Annotated in this window: 14 protein-coding genes; 8 read left to right on the forward strand and 6 right to left on the reverse strand. The window is 72.3% G+C overall.

Annotation, left to right across the window (positions count from 1 at the left end; all coding sequences use genetic code 11):
• Nucleotides 1-50: 50 nt before the first annotated feature.
• From AC0B9F_RS25820 to AC0B9F_RS25830, 3 genes are all read right to left on the reverse strand, one after another.
• Nucleotides 51-1,037, reverse strand: coding sequence for an ABC transporter permease (locus AC0B9F_RS25820; RefSeq protein ID WP_472006517.1), 987 nt, complete (start codon nucleotides 1,035-1,037; stop codon nucleotides 51-53).
• Nucleotides 1,030-2,103, reverse strand: a complete 1,074-nt coding sequence (locus AC0B9F_RS25825) for an ABC transporter permease (RefSeq protein ID WP_472006519.1) — start codon at nucleotides 2,101-2,103, stop codon at nucleotides 1,030-1,032. Before AC0B9F_RS25825 ends, AC0B9F_RS25820 begins: the two co-directional genes overlap by 8 nt.
• Before the next feature lie 63 nt (nucleotides 2,104-2,166).
• Complete coding sequence (locus AC0B9F_RS25830; RefSeq protein ID WP_472006521.1) at nucleotides 2,167-3,684, reverse strand: sugar ABC transporter ATP-binding protein; 1,518 nt, start codon at nucleotides 3,682-3,684, stop codon at nucleotides 2,167-2,169.
• A gap of 246 nt (nucleotides 3,685-3,930) precedes the next feature.
• On the opposite strand from AC0B9F_RS25830, the gene rhaI reads away from it, so the two are divergent.
• The 8 genes from rhaI to AC0B9F_RS25870 all read left to right on the forward strand — a co-directional run bounded on the left by rhaI (nucleotide 3,931) and on the right by AC0B9F_RS25870 (nucleotide 14,101).
• On the forward strand, nucleotides 3,931-5,091 hold the full coding sequence (gene rhaI, locus AC0B9F_RS25835) for an L-rhamnose isomerase (RefSeq protein ID WP_472006523.1): 1,161 nt from the start codon (nucleotides 3,931-3,933) through the stop codon (nucleotides 5,089-5,091).
• A 113-nt stretch (nucleotides 5,092-5,204) separates the two neighbouring features.
• Nucleotides 5,205-7,244 (forward strand): bifunctional aldolase/short-chain dehydrogenase, encoded by a 2,040-nt coding sequence (locus tag AC0B9F_RS25840; RefSeq protein WP_472006524.1) that lies wholly within the window; start codon nucleotides 5,205-5,207, stop codon nucleotides 7,242-7,244.
• 56 nt (nucleotides 7,245-7,300) lie between these two features.
• Nucleotides 7,301-8,689 carry a rhamnulokinase gene (locus tag AC0B9F_RS25845; RefSeq protein ID WP_472006746.1) on the forward strand — a complete coding sequence of 463 codons (1,389 nt, stop codon included), beginning with the start codon at nucleotides 7,301-7,303 and terminating at the stop codon, nucleotides 8,687-8,689.
• Between the two features lie 161 nt (nucleotides 8,690-8,850).
• Entirely contained in the window at nucleotides 8,851-9,606 is a 756-nt protein-coding gene (locus tag AC0B9F_RS25850) for a (Fe-S)-binding protein (protein ID WP_472006526.1), read from the forward strand.
• Nucleotides 9,603-11,105 (forward strand): lactate utilization protein B, encoded by a 1,503-nt coding sequence (locus AC0B9F_RS25855; protein WP_472006528.1) that lies wholly within the window; start codon nucleotides 9,603-9,605, stop codon nucleotides 11,103-11,105. Before AC0B9F_RS25850 ends, AC0B9F_RS25855 begins: the two co-directional genes overlap by 4 nt.
• Nucleotides 11,102-11,752 (forward strand): LutC/YkgG family protein, encoded by a 651-nt coding sequence (locus AC0B9F_RS25860; RefSeq protein WP_472006530.1) that lies wholly within the window; start codon nucleotides 11,102-11,104, stop codon nucleotides 11,750-11,752. The genes AC0B9F_RS25855 and AC0B9F_RS25860 overlap by 4 nt, the downstream gene beginning before the upstream one ends.
• A 127-nt stretch (nucleotides 11,753-11,879) precedes the next feature.
• On the forward strand, nucleotides 11,880-12,737 hold the full coding sequence (locus AC0B9F_RS25865) for an AAA family ATPase (RefSeq protein ID WP_472006532.1): 858 nt from the start codon (nucleotides 11,880-11,882) through the stop codon (nucleotides 12,735-12,737).
• Nucleotides 12,734-14,101: a vWA domain-containing protein gene (locus AC0B9F_RS25870; RefSeq protein WP_472006534.1), complete on the forward strand. Its 1,368-nt coding sequence runs from the start codon at nucleotides 12,734-12,736 to the stop codon at nucleotides 14,099-14,101. Before AC0B9F_RS25865 ends, AC0B9F_RS25870 begins: the two co-directional genes overlap by 4 nt.
• Before the next feature lie 22 nt (nucleotides 14,102-14,123).
• On the opposite strand, the gene AC0B9F_RS25875 is transcribed toward AC0B9F_RS25870, so the two are convergent.
• The 3 genes from AC0B9F_RS25875 to AC0B9F_RS25885 all read right to left on the reverse strand — a co-directional run bounded on the left by AC0B9F_RS25875 (nucleotide 14,124) and on the right by AC0B9F_RS25885 (nucleotide 16,410).
• Nucleotides 14,124-14,480: a cupin domain-containing protein gene (locus tag AC0B9F_RS25875; protein WP_472006536.1), complete on the reverse strand. Its 357-nt coding sequence runs from the start codon at nucleotides 14,478-14,480 to the stop codon at nucleotides 14,124-14,126.
• Nucleotides 14,481-14,673: 193 nt separating this feature from the next.
• On the reverse strand, nucleotides 14,674-15,645 hold the full coding sequence (locus AC0B9F_RS25880) for a threo-3-hydroxy-L-aspartate ammonia-lyase (protein WP_472006538.1): 972 nt from the start codon (nucleotides 15,643-15,645) through the stop codon (nucleotides 14,674-14,676).
• A gap of 81 nt (nucleotides 15,646-15,726) precedes the next feature.
• Nucleotides 15,727-16,410 carry a helix-turn-helix transcriptional regulator gene (locus tag AC0B9F_RS25885; protein ID WP_472006540.1) on the reverse strand — a complete coding sequence of 228 codons (684 nt, stop codon included), beginning with the start codon at nucleotides 16,408-16,410 and terminating at the stop codon, nucleotides 15,727-15,729.
• Between the last annotated feature and the right edge of the window lie 89 nt (nucleotides 16,411-16,499).

Genomic DNA, 16,499 nt, shown 5'->3' on the forward strand with positions numbered 1-16,499 from the left:
CCGCCGCGCGGGCGCGACCAGCCACAACCGGCCCGCAGCCGAAAGACGACCTACCCAGCGGAGCGAGCCGCGGAGCGAGCCGCTCGCGCCACGACGATCTGACGGGCGACTCGGGGCCCGAGCACGGACACCACGAGCAACACCCCGGTGACGACGATCTGCGACTGCGCGGAAACGTTCAGCAGACTCATCACGTTCTGCAGCGCACCCAGCAGGAACACCCCGGCGATCGCGCCGCCCAGCGTCCCCTTGCCGCCGTCGAAGTCGATGCCGCCGAGCAGCACGGCGGCGACGACGGACAGTTCGAGCCCCGTCGCGTTGTCGTAGCGCGCGCTGGCGTAGTGCAGGGCCCAGAAGACGCCGGTCAACGAGGCCATCAGACCCGTGGCGACGAACAGCAGCAGCTTGGACCGCTTGACGCGGATGCCCGCGAACCGCGCCGCCTCCTCGCTCGCGCCGATCGCGAACAGCGACCGCCCGAACGGGGTGGCGTGCAGCACGACGACGGCGACGACGAGCAGCGCGAGGAAGGGCAGGAACGCCTGCGGCAGGAAGCTGTCGCCGACGCGCCCGGCGGCGAAGTTCAGGTACGGGGCGGGGAAGTCGGTCACCGCGTCGGAGCCGAGCACGATCTGCGCGATGCCCCGGTACAGGGCCAGCGTGCCGATGGTGACGGCGAGCGAGGGCAGCCCGAGCCGGGTCACGAGCAGGCCGTTGACCAGCCCGCAGACCACGCCGAGCAGCAGGCACAGCGGGATGATCGTCTCGATGGGCATGCCCTCGTTCCACAGCCGGCCCATCACCGCACCGGACAGCCCGGCGGTGGAGGCGACCGACAGGTCGATCTCGCCGGAGACGACGAGCAGGGTCATCGGCAGGGCGATGAGGGCGATCGGCAGGGTGTTGCCGATCAGGAAGGACAGGTTCAGCGCGTTGCCGAAGCCGTCCACGAGGGAGAACGACAGCAGGAGCAGGACGATCAGCAGGGCACCGACCACCGTGTCCCAGCGGACGGCACGGGTCAGGGACTCAGGCATGACGGGTGTCCCCCTTCTGCGGGAGCGGCTTCACATGGGCCGGCTTCTTCTTCAGGGCGGCGGCCACCCGCAGGGCAACGATCCGGTCGACCGCGATGGCGAGCAGCAGCAGGGCGCCGTTGATGGCGAGCACCCACACGCTGCTGACGCCGAGCGCGGGGAGCACGCTGTTGACGGAGGTCAGCAGCAGCGCGCCGAGGGCGGCGCCGTAGACGCTGCCGGAGCCGCCGGTGAAGACGACGCCGCCGACCACGACCGCGCTGACGACGGTGAGTTCGAAGCCGCTGCCGGTGCCGGAGTCGACGTTGCCGAACCGGGCCAGGTACATGGCTCCGGCGAGTCCGGCGAGCGCCCCGCAGAAGGTGTACGCGGCGAGGATGCGCTTGGGCACGGGGATGCCGGCGAGCCGGGCGGCCTCGGGGTTGGAGCCGAGCGCGTACAGCTCGCGTCCGCTGCCGTAGTGCTTGAGGTAGTACGCCGTGGCGACGAGCACCACCAGGGCGATCAGGGCCAGATACGGGACGGCGGAGAAGCCGCCGGAGCCGAAGTCGACGAAGGAGCCGGGCAGGTCGGCCGCGGTGATCTGGCGGGAGCCGACCCAGATGGAGTCGACGCCGCGGATGATGTAGAGGGTGCCGAGGGTGACGACGAGGGCGGGCACCTGGCCGAGGCTGACGAGCAGGCCGTTGAGCAGCCCGAAGGCGACGCCGAGCAGGACGGCGAGCACGATCGCCACGACGGGGTTGCCGCCGCCCTGGAGGTAGGTGCCGGCGGCGAAGGCGCTGATGCCGAGGGTGGAGCCGACGGACAGGTCGACGTTGCGGGTGATGACGACCAGGGACTGGCCGGTGGCGACCAGCACCAGGATCGTCGCGTTCAGCAGCAGGTCCTTGATGCCCTGTTCGGACAGGAACTGGCTGTTGCCGGCCTGGGTGACGGCGATCATCACCAGGAAGACGACCAGGATGGCCAGTTCGCGCATCTTGAAGACGCGGTCGACGAGGCGGGTACCGCCGGACTTGGGGACGTCGGCGACGGGGGCGTGGTCGGGAGCGGTCACGGTCATGCGGCCCTCCTGAAAGAACCGGTGGGCGTCATGCGGCGGCCCTCCTGACACAAGCGGTGGGCGTCATGCGGCGGCCCTCCCGGTGGCGGCGGCCATCACGGTTTCCTCGGTGGCTTCGGAGCGGGGGATCTCGGCGGTGAGCCGGCCCTCGTGCATCACGAGCACGCGGTCGGCCATGCCGAGGATCTCGGGCAGGTCGGAGGAGATCATCAGCACGGCGACCCCGTCGGCGGCGAGCTGGGACAGCAGCCGGTGCACCTCGGCCTTGGTGCCGACGTCGATGCCGCGGGTCGGCTCGTCGACGATGAGCACCCGGGGGCTGGTGGCCAGCCACTTGGCGAGGACGACCTTCTGCTGGTTGCCGCCGGAGAGCGTGGAGACGGCGTCCGCGATCCGGGCGTACTTCACCCGGAGCCTGACCGCCCAGTCCAGGGAGCGGCTGCGTTCGGCGCCGCGGTCCATGAGGCCGGCCTTCACGGTCGTGCGCAGACCGGTCAGGCCGATGTTGCGCTCGATGGACATGTCCATCACCAGGCCCTGGGCCCGCCGGTCCTCGGGCACGAGCGCGAGCCCGGCGGCCATCGCGGTGGAGGGCGCGCCGTTGGTCAGCCTGCGGCCGTCGACCTCGACCTCGCCGGTGTCCCGGCGGTCGATGCCGAAGACGGCCCGGGCGACCTCGGTGCGTCCCGCGCCGACCAGTCCGGCGAGGCCGACGATCTCGCCGCTGCGCACCTCGAAGGAGACGTCGGTGAAGACGCCTTCCCGGGTCAGCCGCTTGACGCTCAGGGCGACTTCGCCGGGCCGGACGTCCTGCTTGGGGTACAGCTCGTCGAGGTCGCGGCCGACCATGCGGCGCACCAGATCGTCCTCGGTCATGCCGGCCAGCGGCTCGCTGGCGATCCAGGCGCCGTCGCGCAGGGTGGTGACCCGCCGGCAGATCTCGAAGATCTCCTCCAGCCGGTGGGAGATGAACAGCACCGCGGCGCCCTGCTCGCGCAGGGTGCGCACGACACCGAACAGGCGCGCCACCTCGCTGCCGGTGAGGGCGGCGGTCGGCTCGTCCATGATCAGCACGCGGGCGTCGAAGGACAGCGCCTTGGCGATCTCGACGATCTGCTGGTCGGCGATGGACAGGCCGCGCGCCGGGCGGTCGGGGTCGAGGTCGACACCGAGGCGCTGCATCAGCGCGAGGGTGGCGGCATGGGTGGCCTTGTGGTCGATGCGGCCGAGGGCCTTCTTCGGCCTGCGGCCCATGAAGATGTTCTCGGCGATCGACAGGTCCGGGAAGAGCGTCGGCTCCTGGTAGATCACGGCGATCCCCGCGTCGCGGGCGTCGCCGGGGCCGTGGAAGGCGACGGGGTGACCGTCGAGCAGCACCTGGCCGGCGTCCGGCCGGTGCACCCCGGCGAGGATCTTGATCAGGGTCGACTTGCCGGCGCCGTTCTCCCCGGCGAGCGCGTGCACCTCGCCGGGGAACAGCTCCAGGCGGACGTCCCGCAGGGCCCGTACGGCACCGAAGGACTTCGAGACGTCCTTGAGTGCCAGCACCGGGACCGGCCCCGAGTCGGACGGGTGGGTCATGAGGGCTCCTCGACGACGCCGGCGGGTCGGACCTTCGCGGCGCCGTGAAAGGTTTCAACTGGATTGCCGGGACCGTAGGCAGCGTCACTCGCCTGCGTCAATGGGTTCGTATCGAAAAACTTTCGACGCCAGAAGGTCACGCCCAGGTTACGACGAAGAGGGCTCGACCGGGGTCTTGACACGCCTCCGGGGGGCTCATAGCTTCGCTTTCTGAATCGTTTCACCACTGCCACCAGGAGTCCGGAAGTGACCGACCTCGCCGCGGTGAAGGCCGCGCTCAAGACCCAGGCCGTCGAGACGCCGTCATGGGCGTACGGGAACTCCGGCACCCGCTTCAAGGTGTTCGCCCAGGCGGGCGTACCCCGTGACCCGTACGAGAAGCTGGACGACGCGGCGCAGGTGCACGCCGTGACGGGCGTCGCGCCGACGGTGGCGCTGCACATCCCCTGGGACAAGGTCGACGACTACGCGGCGCTGGCCAAGCACGCCGAGGAGCGCGGGCTGAAGCTCGGCGCGATCAACTCCAACACCTTCCAGGACGACGACTACAGGCTCGGCAGCATCTGCCATCCGGACGCGGGGGTGCGCAGGAAGGCCGTCGACCATCTGCTGGAGTGCGTCGACATCATGGACGCGACGGGGTCCGCCGATCTCAAGCTGTGGTTCGCGGACGGCACGAACTATCCGGGGCAGGACGACATCCGCGCCCGGCAGGACCGGCTCGCCGAGGGGCTGGCCGAGGTGTACGAGCGGCTGGGCGAGGGGCAGCGGATGCTGCTGGAGTACAAGCTGTTCGAGCCGGCCTTCTACACGACCGACGTGCCGGACTGGGGGACGGCGTACGCGCACTGTCTGCGGCTGGGCGAGAAGGCGCAGGTCGTCGTCGACACCGGGCATCACGCGCCGGGCACGAACATCGAGTTCATCGTCGCCACGCTGCTGCGGGAGGGCAAGCTCGGCGGGTTCGACTTCAACTCGCGGTTCTACGCGGACGACGATCTGATGGTGGGGGCGGCCGATCCCTTCCAGCTGTTCCGGATCATGTCCGAGGTCGTGCGCGGGGGCGGGCTCGGCTCCGAGGTCGCGTTCATGCTCGACCAGTGCCACAACATCGAGGCGAAGATCCCGGCGATCGTGCGTTCCGTGATGAACGTGCAGGAGGCGACGGCGAAGGCTCTGCTGGTCGACCGCGTCGCTCTGGCCGAGGCTCAGGCCTCGGGTGACGTGCTCGGTGCCAACGCCGTGCTGATGGACGCGTTCAACACCGATGTGCGGCCGTTGCTGCGAGAGGTTCGGGAGGAGATGGGCTTGGACCCCGAGCCCCTTGCCGCGTATGCCCGGTCCGGGTGGGCCGAGAAGATCGTGGCGGAGCGGGTGGGTGGGGAGCAGGCCGGGTGGGGGGCGTGACGCGTCTGCCGGGATCTGTTGTCTTCGGGCTGCGGGTTCGTCGTGGCTGATCGCGCAGTTCCCCGCGCCCCTGAGTTGGCTGAGTTCCCCTCGTCGAAAAGGACTGGAAGTTCATGACCATCCACCCCGAAGCCGACGCTCTCCTCGCCCGGTCGCATCGGCTCGGCTCCGATCCGCGTAATACGAACTACGCCGGCGGTAACGCGTCCGCCAAAGGCACCGCCACCGACCCGGTCACGGGTGGGGACGTCGAGCTGATGTGGGTGAAGGGGTCGGGAGGCGACCTCGGCACGCTCACCGAGAGCGGGCTCGCCGTGCTGCGGCTCGACCGGTTGCGGGCGCTCGTCGGGGTGTATCCCGGTGTGGAGCGCGAGGACGAGATGGTCGCCGCGTTCGACTACTGCCTGCACGGCAAGGGCGGGGCCGCGCCGTCCATCGACACCGCCATGCACGGGCTCGTCGACGCCCCGCACGTCGACCATCTGCACCCGGACTCCGGCATCGCGCTGGCCTGTGCCGCCGACGGGGAGAAGCTGACCGCCGAGTGTTTCGGCGACACCGTGGTGTGGGTGCCCTGGCGGCGGCCCGGTTTCCAGCTGGGACTGGACATCGCCGCGATCAAGGAGGCCCACCCGCAGGCCATCGGCTGCGTCCTCGGCGGCCACGGGATCACCGCGTGGGGTGACACCTCCGAGGAGTGCGAGCGCAACTCGCTGCACATCATCCGCACCGCCGAGAAGTTCCTCGCCGAGCGGGGCAGGGAGGAACCCTTCGGGCCCGTGATCGAGGGATACGAGGCGCTGCCCGAGGCCGAGCGGCGGGAGCGGGCCGCCGCGCTGGCGCCGTATGTGCGGGCCGTCGCCTCGCAGGACCGGGCGCAGGTCGGGCACTTCGACGACTCCGGCGTGGTCCTCGACTTCCTGGCCCGGGCCGAGCACCCGCGGCTCGCCGCGCTCGGGACGTCGTGTCCTGACCACTTCCTGCGGACCAAGGTACGGCCGCTGGTGCTGGACCTTCCGCCCGCCGCGCCGCTCCAGGAGGCGGTCGCCCGGCTGAAGGAGCTGCACGCCGCCTACCGCGAGGAGTACGCCGCCTACTACGAGCGGCACGCCACCGTGGACTCTCCCGCGATGCGCGGCGCCGACCCGGCGATCGTGCTCGTCCCGGGCGTGGGCATGTTCTCCTTCGGCAAGGACAAGCAGACCGCTCGGGTGGCCGGCGAGTTCTACGTCAACGCCGTCAACGTGATGCGCGGAGCCGAGGCCGTCTCGGCGTACGCGCCGATCGAGGAGGCCGAGAAGTTCCGTATCGAGTACTGGGCGCTGGAGGAGGCCAAGCTGCGGCGGATGCCGAAGCCCAGGCCGCTGGCCACCCGGGTCGCGCTGGTGACCGGCGCCGGCAGCGGCATCGGGAAGGCGATCGCGCACCGGCTGGCCGCCGAGGGCGCCTGTGTCGTCGTCGCCGATCTCGACGCGGAGAGCGCCGCCAAGGTCGCCGAGGAGCTGGGCGGGCCGGACAGGGCCGTCGCGGTGACCGTGGACGTCACGGACGAGGAGCAGATCGCCGCCTCGTTCCGCGAGGCCGTCCTCGCCTTCGGCGGGGTGGACCTGGTGGTGAACAACGCCGGGATCTCCATCTCCAAGCCGCTGCTGGAGACGTCCGCGAAGGACTGGGATCTGCAGCACGACATCATGGCCCGCGGTTCCTTCCTCGTGTCCCGGGAGGCCGCCCGCGTGATGATCGCGCAGGAACTCGGCGGCGACATCGTCTACATCGCGTCCAAGAACGCCGTCTTCGCCGGGCCGAACAACATCGCCTACTCGGCCACCAAGGCCGACCAGGCCCACCAAGTACGCCTGCTCGCAGCCGAGTTGGGTGAGCACGGGATCCGCGTCAACGGCGTCAACCCGGACGGTGTGGTGCGCGGCTCGGGCATCTTCGCGGGCGGCTGGGGCGCCCAGCGGGCGGCGGTGTACGGAGTGGAGGAGGAGAAGCTGGGCGAGTTCTACGCGCAGCGGACCATCCTGCAGCGGGAGGTGCTGCCCGAGCACGTCGCGAACGCCGTCTTCGCGCTCACCGGCGGTGACCTGACCCACACCACCGGCCTGCACATCCCGGTCGACGCGGGCGTCGCGGCCGCCTTCCTGCGGTGAGCGGGCGCGTGAAGGCGTACGCCGCGGTCGACCTCGGCGCCTCCAGCGGGCGCGTGATGACCGGACGGGTCGGCCCGGACTCGCTGGAGCTGACCGAGGCACACCGCTTCCCCAACCGGCCGGTGCGCACGCCCGAGGGGCTGCGCTGGGACATCCTGGCGCTGTACGCCGGTGTGCTGGACGGGCTGCGTGCGGCCGGCCGGGTGGACTCCGTCGGCATCGACAGCTGGGCCGTCGACCACGGTCTGCTGGACGCCGACGGGGCGCTGCTGGGCAACCCGGTGCACTACCGCGACGCGCGCACCGAGAGCGTCGCGGAGAAGGTGTGGGCGACCGTGCCGGCGGCCGAGCTGTATGCGGCGACCGGCATCCAGTACGCGCCGTTCAACACGCTCTACCAGCTCACGGCGGCCGCGGGTACCGCCCAGTTCGCGCTCGCCCGGCGGCTGTTGCTCCTTCCCGATCTGCTGACGTACTGGCTGACCGGGGAGCAGGGCACCGAGCTGACCAACGCCTCCACCACCCAGCTGATCGATCCCCGGACGCGGTCGTGGGCGTACGGGATCGCCGACCGGCTCGGGATCGACCTCGGGCTGTTCGCGCCGCTGCGGGAGCCCGGTGATCCGGCGGGCGTCCTGCGGGACCAGGTGCTGCGGGAGACCGGGCTCGGCGGGCCGGTGCCGGTGACGGCGGTCGGCTCGCACGACACGGCGTCGGCGGTGGCCGCGGTCCCGGCCGCCGCTGAGCGGTTCGCCTACATCTGCACCGGCACCTGGTCGCTGGCCGGTCTGGAACTGACCGCGCCGGTGCTGACCGAGCAGAGCCGGGCCGCGAACTTCACCAACGAGCTGGGCCTGGACGGCACGGTCCGCTATCTGCGCAACATCATGGGGCTGTGGCTCCTCCAGGAGTGCCAGCGGGCCTGGGGCGAGCACGATCTGGGCGCGCTGCTGCGGGAGGCGGCCGGGGCGCCGGCGCTGCGGTCGGTGGTCGACGCCGGGGACACGGCGTTCCTGGCGCCGGGCCGGATGCCGGAGCGGATCGCCGAGGCGTGCCGCGCTTCCGGTCAGCCGGTGCCCGGCACCCCGGGTGAGATCACGCGCTGCATCCTGGACTCCCTGGCGCTCGCGCACCGGAGGGCGGTGGACGACGCGCAGCGGCTCGCCGGGCATCCGGTGGACGTGGTGTACGTGGTCGGCGGCGGCACCCGCAACGCGCTGCTGTGCCAGCTCACCGCCGACGCCTGCGGCCTGCCGGTGGTGGCGGGCCCCACGGAGGCGGCCGCGCTCGGCAATGTGCTCGTCCAGGCCCGGGCGCACGGGCTGGTCGGCGATCTGACCGACATGCGGCGCCTGCTGGTGCGCACCCAGCCGCTGACGCGGTACGAGCCGCGCGGCGGCACGGGGCGCTGGCGGGCGGCCGAGGCCCGGCTCGCCGCGCGGTGAACCGGGTCCCCCCGGCCCCGGAGGTCCTGGCCGCCGCGCGGTGAACCCGGTCTCCCGCGGCCCCGGAGGCCCTGGCCGCCGCGCCGTGAACCGGGTCTCCCCCGGTCCTCGGGGCGCCGATTACCCTGCACTCGTCCGATGATCGACCACAAGGAGCCGCGATGCGTGTCGCCCTGTTCCTGACCTGCGTCAACGACACGCTCTATCCGGACACCGGCCGGGCCGTGGTGCGGCTGCTGAACCGACTGGGCGTCGACGTGGACTTCCCCGCCGCGCAGACCTGCTGCGGGCAGGCCCACTACAACACCGGCTACCGGCACGAGGCGGAGCCGCTGGCCCGCCGCTACGCCGAGGTCTTCCGCGGCTACGACGCGATCGTGACGCCGTCGGGGTCGTGCGGGGCGATGGTGCGGGAGCTGTATCCGCGCATGGGTGAGCGGGCCCGGGCCGAGGGGCGCGGGGGCGCGCTGGCCGAGGCGGTGGCGCCGGTCGTGCCGAAGACGTACGAGCTGACGGAGTTCCTGGTGGACGTGCTCGGCGTGACAGACGTCGGCGCCTGGTATCCGCACACCGTCACCTATCACCCGACCTGTCACGGGCTGCGCTCGCTGGGGCTGGGCGACCGGCCGCGGCGGCTGCTGGAGGCCGTGAAGGGCCTGGAGCTGCTGGAGCTGCCCGGCGCCGAGGAGTGCTGCGGGTTCGGCGGCACCTTCGCGGTGAAGAACGCCGACGTCTCGGCGGCGATGGGGGTGGACAAGGTGCGCAACGCCGAGTCGACCGGCGCGCAGGTGCTGTGCGCGGCCGACAACTCCTGTCTGATGCACATCGGCGGGACCATGGCCCGGCTCAAGGTCGGCATGCGGCCGGTGCACATCGCGGAGATCCTGGCGAGCACGGAGGAGGAGCCGGCGGTATGAGCGGAACGTTCGTGGGGATGCCCGCGTTTCCCCCACCCACCCACCCGGCCTTCCCTGTGGCCGCGCGCGAGGCCGTGAACAATCCGACCCTGCGCGGCAATCTGCGGCACGCCACCCACACCATCCGCGCCAAGCGGGCCAGGGCGGTCGCCGAGGTCTCCGACTGGGCGGCGCTGCGGGAGGCCGGCAAGCGGATCAAGGACCACACGCTGCGCCATCTCGACCGCTACCTCGTGCAGTTGGAGGAGTCGGTGACCGCGGCGGGCGGGGTCGTGCACTGGGCGGCCGACGCCGAGGAGGCCAACCGGATCGTCACCGAACTGGTCAAGGCGACCGGCGAGTCGGAGGTCGTCAAGGTCAAGTCGATGGCCACACAGGAGATCGGGCTGAACGAGGCGCTCGAAGCGGAGGGCATCCGCGCCTACGAGACCGATCTCGCCGAGCTGATCGTGCAGCTGGGCAAGGACCGGCCGTCGCACATCCTGGTCCCGGCGATCCACCGCAACCGCGGCGAGATCCGCGACATCTTCCGCTCCGAGATGGCCGGCTGGGGCCGCCCCGCCCCCGAGGGCCTGACCGACACGCCCGCCGAACTCGCCGAGGCGGCCCGGCTGCATCTGCGGGAGAAGTTCCTGCGGGCCAGGGTCGGCGTCTCCGGCGCCAACTTCATGGTCGCCGAGACGGGCACGCTGGTCGTCGTGGAGTCCGAGGGCAACGGCCGCATGTGCCTGACCCTGCCCGAGACGCTGATCTCGGTCGTCGGCATCGAGAAGGTCGTGCCCACCTGGCGGGACCTGGAGGTGTTCCTGCAGACACTCCCCCGCTCCTCCACGGCCGAGCGCATGAACCCGTACACGTCGACCTGGACAGGGACGACGGACCAGGACGGTCCGAGCGCCTTCCATCTGGTGCTGCTCGACAACGGCCGCACCGACACCCTCGCCGACCAGGTCGGCCGCCAGGCCCTGCGGTGCATCCGCTGCTCGGCGTGCCTCAACGTGTGCCCGGTGTACGAGCGTGCGGGCGGGCACGCCTACGGGTCGGTCTATCCCGGCCCGATCGGCGCGATCCTCAGCCCGCAGCTGCGGGGCACGGGAAGCGAGATCGACGCCTCGCTGCCGTACGCGTCGTCGCTGTGCGGGGCGTGCTACGAGGTGTGCCCGGTCGCGATCGACATCCCCGAGGTGCTGGTGCACCTGCGGGAGAGGGTCGTCGAGGGCGGCCCGGCGGTGCGGGACGGCAACAAGGTGGTGCTCAAGCCCGCCAAGGGGCACGCCGCCGAGCGCGCGGCGATGCGGGCGGCGCGCTGGGCGTTCACCCATCCCGGCGCGCTGGGCGCCGGGCAGCGGCTGGCCTCGCGCACCCGCCGTTTTCATCCCCGTACCCTGCCCGGTCCCGGCCGGGCGTGGACCGGCAGCCGGGATCTGCCCGCGGTGCCGGCGGAGCCGTTCCGGGACTGGTGGCAGCGCACGCACGGAGGGAAGGACGGAGCCAAGTGAGCCACGCGAGCAGCAGGGAACGGATCCTGGGCCGGGTGCGCCGCGCCCTGGCGGACGTGCCGGCGGACGACGGTCCCTACGAGCAGGCGGTGGCCCGGGACTATCTGCGCGAGCACGGGGAGCGGACCGCCGGGCAGACGGTGGAGCTGCTGGCGGAGAACCTGGCGGACTACCGGGCCGTCGTGCACCGTACGACCGACGAGGAGCTGCCGTATCTGATCACGCGGCTGCTGGCCGAGCGCGGATCCGATCTGGTGCTGGTGCCGCCGGGCCTGCCGCCGGAGTGGATGTCGGCCGCCGACTCCACGCGGGTGCACGACCGCGCGGTGAGCACCCCGCACGAGCTGGACCGGATCGGCAGCGTGGTCACCGGCTGCGCGGTGGCGATCGCCGAGACCGGCACCATCGTCCTCGACGGCTCCCCCGACCAGGGGCGGCGGCGGATCACCCTGATCCCCGACCACCACATCTGCGTCGTCCGCGTGCCCGAACAGGTCGTCTCCTCGGTGCCGCAGGCGCTCGAACGCCTCGATCCGGCACGCCCGTTGACGTGGATCTCCGGCCCTTCGGCGACGAGTGACATCGAGCTCGACCGTGTCGAGGGCGTCCACGGCCCGCGCACCCTGGAGGTGGTCCTCGTCGGCTGAGCCCCCCAAAGGCCGCGCTCCCGGACGGGCCGTGACAGGTGACTGAACAAGCGCTTAGATAGGCGGCGTACGCCGATCAGTCGCGCGTACGCCGATCCGTCCGCGACCGCACCAGTCGGAGGCGCAGTTGTTCACGTCCGTCGACGATGTCTCCGCCCGTCTCGCCGAGACCGGCTACCTCGCTTCACCGGCCGTCGCCACGACCGTCTTCCTCGCCGCCCGCCTGGGCAAGCCGCTGCTGGTGGAGGGCCCCGCCGGGGTCGGCAAGACGGAACTGGCCAAGGCCGTCGCCGAGGTCGCCGGGGCGCGGCTGGTGCGGTTGCAGTGCTACGAGGGCGTGGACGAGTCCCGGGCGCTGTACGAGTGGAACCACGCCAAGCAGCTGCTGCGGATCAGCGCCGGCCGCGACGAGACGTGGGACGAGACGCGCACGGACATCTTCAGCGAGGAGTTCCTGCTCTCCCGGCCGCTGCTCACCGCGATCCGCGGCGAGGAGCCCAAGGTGCTGCTGATCGACGAGATGGACAAGGCGGACGTCGAGGTGGAGGGCCTGCTGCTGGAGGTGCTCAGCGACTTCCAGGTGACCGTGCCGGAGCTGGGCACGATCACGGCGACCCGCCGCCCGTTCGTGGTGGTCACCTCCAACGCCTCCCGCGAGCTGTCGGAGGCACTGCGCCGCCGCTGTCTGTTCCTGCACATCGGCTTCCCCGAGCAGGAGCTGGAGCGGCGCATCGTCCGGCTGAAGGTGCCGGGGCTGGAGACGGCGCTGGCCGAGTCGGTGGTGCGGGTGGTCGGTGCGCTGCGGGCGATGGACCTGCGCAAGGCGCCCTCGGTGGCGGAGACCATCGACTGGGCGCGCACCCTGCTGGCGCTCGGCGCGGACAGCCTCGGCGAGGCGGTGGTCCGCGACACGCTCGGCGTGCTGCTCAAGCACCAGGACGACGTGCTGAAGGCGGCGGCCAAGCTGGACCTGGACTCCGTATGACGGCCGTGGCCGGGGAGTTCGATGTCGCCGCGCGGCTGACCGGGTTCGTCGCCGCGCTGCGGGCGCACGGGATGCGGATCGGTACCGGGGAGAGCGTGGACGCGGCGCAGGCCGTTCAGGCGCTGGGGCTGGCCGACCGGGAGCTGCTGCGGGAGGGGCTGGCGGCGACACTGCTGCACGGCGCGGATCAGCGGCAGGTGTTCGACCCGGTCTTCGACCTGTACTTCCCGCGTGCCGTCGGCGGGCCCGGACAGGAGCCGGCCGGGCGGGAGGACCTGCGCGAGCGCCTCGCGGCGGCCCTGGCGGCCGGCGACGCCGAGGCCATGGGCCGGCTGGCGGTGGAGGCCGTCGACGCGCTGGGCGGCTACGGGAGTTCACCCGGAGGGGACGGTTTCTCCTCGTACCAGACGCTGGAGCGGCTGCGGCCGCAGACGCTGCTGGCGCCCGTCCGGGAGCAGGTGCGGGCGCGGGGCGGGGGCGGCGGCTTCGCCGACCGGCTGCTGGAGGACGAGGTCCGCCGCCGTATCCACGTCTTCCGCGCGCTGGTGGCGGCGGAGGCGCGGCGGCGGGTGGCGGAGCGGCGCGGACGGGACGAGATCGCCCGGCGGGCGGTGGCCCCGACGGTGGACCGGGTCGACTTCCTGTACGCCGGCCGGGACCAGCTGGCCGAGTTGCGGCGGACGGTGCGGCCGCTGGCGCGCAAGCTGGCGACGCGGCTGGCCGCCCGGCGCCGGCGGGCGGCGCGCGGCACGATCGATCTGCGGCGCACTCTGCGCGGTTCGCTGTCGACGGGCGGGGTGCCGATGCGGCCGGTGCTGCGGCGGCGCCGGCCGGCCCGTCCGGAACTGGTGCTGCTGTGCGATGTGTCGGGCTCGGTGTCCGGGTTCTCGGACTTCACGATGCTGCTGGTGCAGGCGCTGCACGACCAGTTCAGCAAGGTGCGGGTGTTCGCGTTCGTCAACCGGGTCGACGAGGTGACCGGGCTGCTGGTGCGCGGCGCCGCCGACGCGGAGGGGCTCAGCGGGCGCATCCGCGCCGAGGCCACGCTGACCGGCTGGCACGGCAGCAGCGACTACGGGGTGGCGCTGGGCGAGTTCGCGGAGCGGTACGGCGGTGCGGTGGGCCCGCGGACCACGGTGTTCGTGCTGGGCGACGCCCGCACCAACATGAGCGACCCGAACCTGCCGGCGCTGCGGCAGCTCGCGGGGCAGGCCCGCCGGCTGTACTGGCTGAACCCCGAGCCGCTCGCCCAGTGGGGCACCGGTGACTCGGCCGCGCCCGAGTACGCGGAGGTCGTCGAGATGCACGAGTGCCGCACCGTGCGTCAACTGAGCGCGCTGGTGGGACGTCTGCTTCCGGTGTGACGCCCCACCGTCCGGCGCCGTGTCACTTCTTGGCGTACTCCATGGCCATCTGGCCCTGGAAGTCGTAGACGATGCACTGTTCGTCGCCCAGCACCCAGGCGTCGTGTCCGGGCGAGCACACGAACACGTCACCCGGGCCGACCTCGACCTCCGTGCCGTCGTCCATGTGGATCTGCATGCGGCCCTGGACGACGTAGCCGTTGTGATGCACCTGGCAGCTCTCGGTGCCGGCGATCGGTCCGACGGACTCGGTCCAGCGCCAGCCGGGCTCGAACGTCGCCACGGCGAAGTCGCACCCGGTCAGATGGACCGCTTCCAAGTGCCCCTTGGGGAAATCGCGCCGCTCGTCCGGCTTGTCGAGCGTCTTGGCCTCCATCATGGCGCTCCTCCCTTCCCGCCGCCTCGCGGCAGCCGGGGGCCGGTCTCGTCCACCTGCGGAGCAGGCGTGACCGGCGGGGCCGAACCCCGTGCAACCATCGTCCGCCCGCCCGCACGCGACCGCCATTCGGGTGAACGGGCCAGGGCGCGACGGTCGCCCGCCCTCCCGGCCACGGACGGCCCGAAGCGGTCGCTCAGTTGCCGCCCCGGACGATGCGGGCGAAGCGTTCGGCGTCGACGTTGCCGCCGGACAGGATCAGCCCGACGCGCCCGCGCGGGGCCCCGGCACGGCCGGCCAGCAGGGCGGCGAGCGGGGTGGCGCCGCTGGGCTCCAGGACGATCTTGAGCCGTTCGAAGGCGAACACCATCGCCTGCCGGATCTCGTCGTCCGTGACCAGCGCGATGTCGTCCACGAGCCTCCGGTTCACGGCGAACGTCAGCTCACCGGGCGTGTGCAGGGCCTGCCCGTCGGCGAGGGTGCGCGGCACCGGGATCTCGACCCGCCGGCCGGCCGCGAGGGAGCGCTTGGTGTCGTCGCCGGCCTCCGGCTCCACGCCGATCATGCGGATGCCGGGGCGCAGGCTCGTCGCGGCGGTGGCGCTGCCGGCCATCAGTCCGCCGCCGCCGACCGGCACCACCAGCGCGTCCAGTTCCGCGGCCTCCTCGAGGAGTTCCAGCGCGGCGGTGCCCTGTCCGGCCATGACGTGCGGATGCTCGTACGGCGGGATCAGCGTCAGACCCCGCTCGGCGGCCAGCGCCTCGGCGAGGGCGACCCGGTCGCCGGTGTAGCGGTCGTACGTCACGATCTCGGCGCCGTACCCTTCCGTCGCCGCCCGTTTGGACGGCGGGGCGTCCTCGGGCATGACGATCACCGCGGTGGTGCCGAGTTCGCGGGCGGCGAGGGCGACGGCCTGGGCGTGGTTGCCGGAGGAGTAGGCGGCGATGCCCCGCTCCAGCTGCTCGGGGGTGAGCCGGGAGGCGGCGTTGTAGGCGCCGCGGAACTTGAAGGCGCCCACGCGCTGGAAGTTCTCGCACTTGAGGAAGACCTCGGCGCCGACGCGCTCGTCGAGGGTGCGCGAGCGCAGGACGGGCGTGCGGTGGGCGACGCCCTTGATCCGCTCGGCCGCGTCGCGGACGTCGTCCAGGGTGATCGGGGCGCTGGTCATGGGCGGTCTCCCTCGGGGGTCGGCACTGGGGTCACGGCTGATGCGTCTTGGCGAGGTCACGCGTGGTCCGTCTCGGCGGAGTCACGCGTGGTCCGTCTCGGCGGTCGTGGCGGCCGCGCGGGACTGGGCGAGGTAGCTGTAGGCCGAGGCGCGGGAGACGCCGAGGCGGCCGGCGACCAGCTCGACCGCGCGGCGTACGGCGAAGACGCCCTGGTCGTCCAGGCTGCGGAACAGGGCGAGGCGGCGGGTGCGGTCCAGGCCGGCCCAGGTCTGGTCCTGCCGGCGCAGATGCGCGTCGACGATCGCGTCGACGACGGAGTCGATGTCGTCGCCGAACGTGGTGACCGGTGGTTCGGCGCCGCCGCCCGCGGCTCCGGCGAGCGCCCCGAGCAGGGCGTGGGCCCGGTCGACGGCCGTGACGTCGAGGTTGACGCACAGGGCGCCGAAGACCGCTCCGGCGGAGTCGCGCAGCACGATCGTGGAGGACTTCACGCGGGTGCCGTCGGGGGTGCGGGTGAGGTAGTTCAGGTCGTCGTCCGCCGCGTCGCCGCGGGCCAGGACCCGCATGCCGATCGCGCTCATCGCGCCGCCGGCCGTCCGTCCGGTGACCGATCCGGCCACGGCGACGACCGACTTCTCCGGCTGCCGGTAGTCGTGCAGGACGACCTCGCACACCGGGCCGAAGGTGGCCGCGATGCCGTGCACGACCGGCACCAGGGCGGCGAGGATCGCGTCCCGTTCGGCCTCCCGGGCGGGTGGGATCACCGGCGCTCCCTGGAATTCCAGTCCAATGGTTGGACTCGTAATCCAAGCAGAGGGCGCACGTCGCGGCAAGCCCCCGGCCCGGCGGCATC

The organism is Streptomyces sp. NPDC097129, assembly GCF_055668065.1.

What these genes read in the sequence shown, in the direction of transcription:
- AC0B9F_RS25820 (WP_472006517.1), bottom strand. Translation starts at nt 1,037, where the DNA reads ATGCCTGAGTCCCTGACCCGTGCCGTCCGCTGGGACACGGTGGTCGGT.
- AC0B9F_RS25825 (WP_472006519.1), bottom strand. Translation starts at nt 2,103, where the DNA reads ATGACCGTGACCGCTCCCGACCACGCCCCCGTCGCCGACGTCCCCAAG.
- AC0B9F_RS25830 (WP_472006521.1), bottom strand. Translation starts at nt 3,684, where the DNA reads ATGACCCACCCGTCCGACTCGGGGCCGGTCCCGGTGCTGGCACTCAAG.
- AC0B9F_RS25840 (WP_472006524.1), top strand. Translation starts at nt 5,205, where the DNA reads ATGACCATCCACCCCGAAGCCGACGCTCTCCTCGCCCGGTCGCATCGG.
- AC0B9F_RS25845 (WP_472006746.1), top strand. Translation starts at nt 7,301, where the DNA reads ATGACCGGACGGGTCGGCCCGGACTCGCTGGAGCTGACCGAGGCACAC.
- AC0B9F_RS25850 (WP_472006526.1), top strand. Translation starts at nt 8,851, where the DNA reads ATGCGTGTCGCCCTGTTCCTGACCTGCGTCAACGACACGCTCTATCCG.
- AC0B9F_RS25855 (WP_472006528.1), top strand. Translation starts at nt 9,603, where the DNA reads ATGAGCGGAACGTTCGTGGGGATGCCCGCGTTTCCCCCACCCACCCAC.
- AC0B9F_RS25870 (WP_472006534.1), top strand. Translation starts at nt 12,734, where the DNA reads ATGACGGCCGTGGCCGGGGAGTTCGATGTCGCCGCGCGGCTGACCGGG.
- AC0B9F_RS25875 (WP_472006536.1), bottom strand. Translation starts at nt 14,480, where the DNA reads ATGATGGAGGCCAAGACGCTCGACAAGCCGGACGAGCGGCGCGATTTC.
- AC0B9F_RS25880 (WP_472006538.1), bottom strand. Translation starts at nt 15,645, where the DNA reads ATGACCAGCGCCCCGATCACCCTGGACGACGTCCGCGACGCGGCCGAG.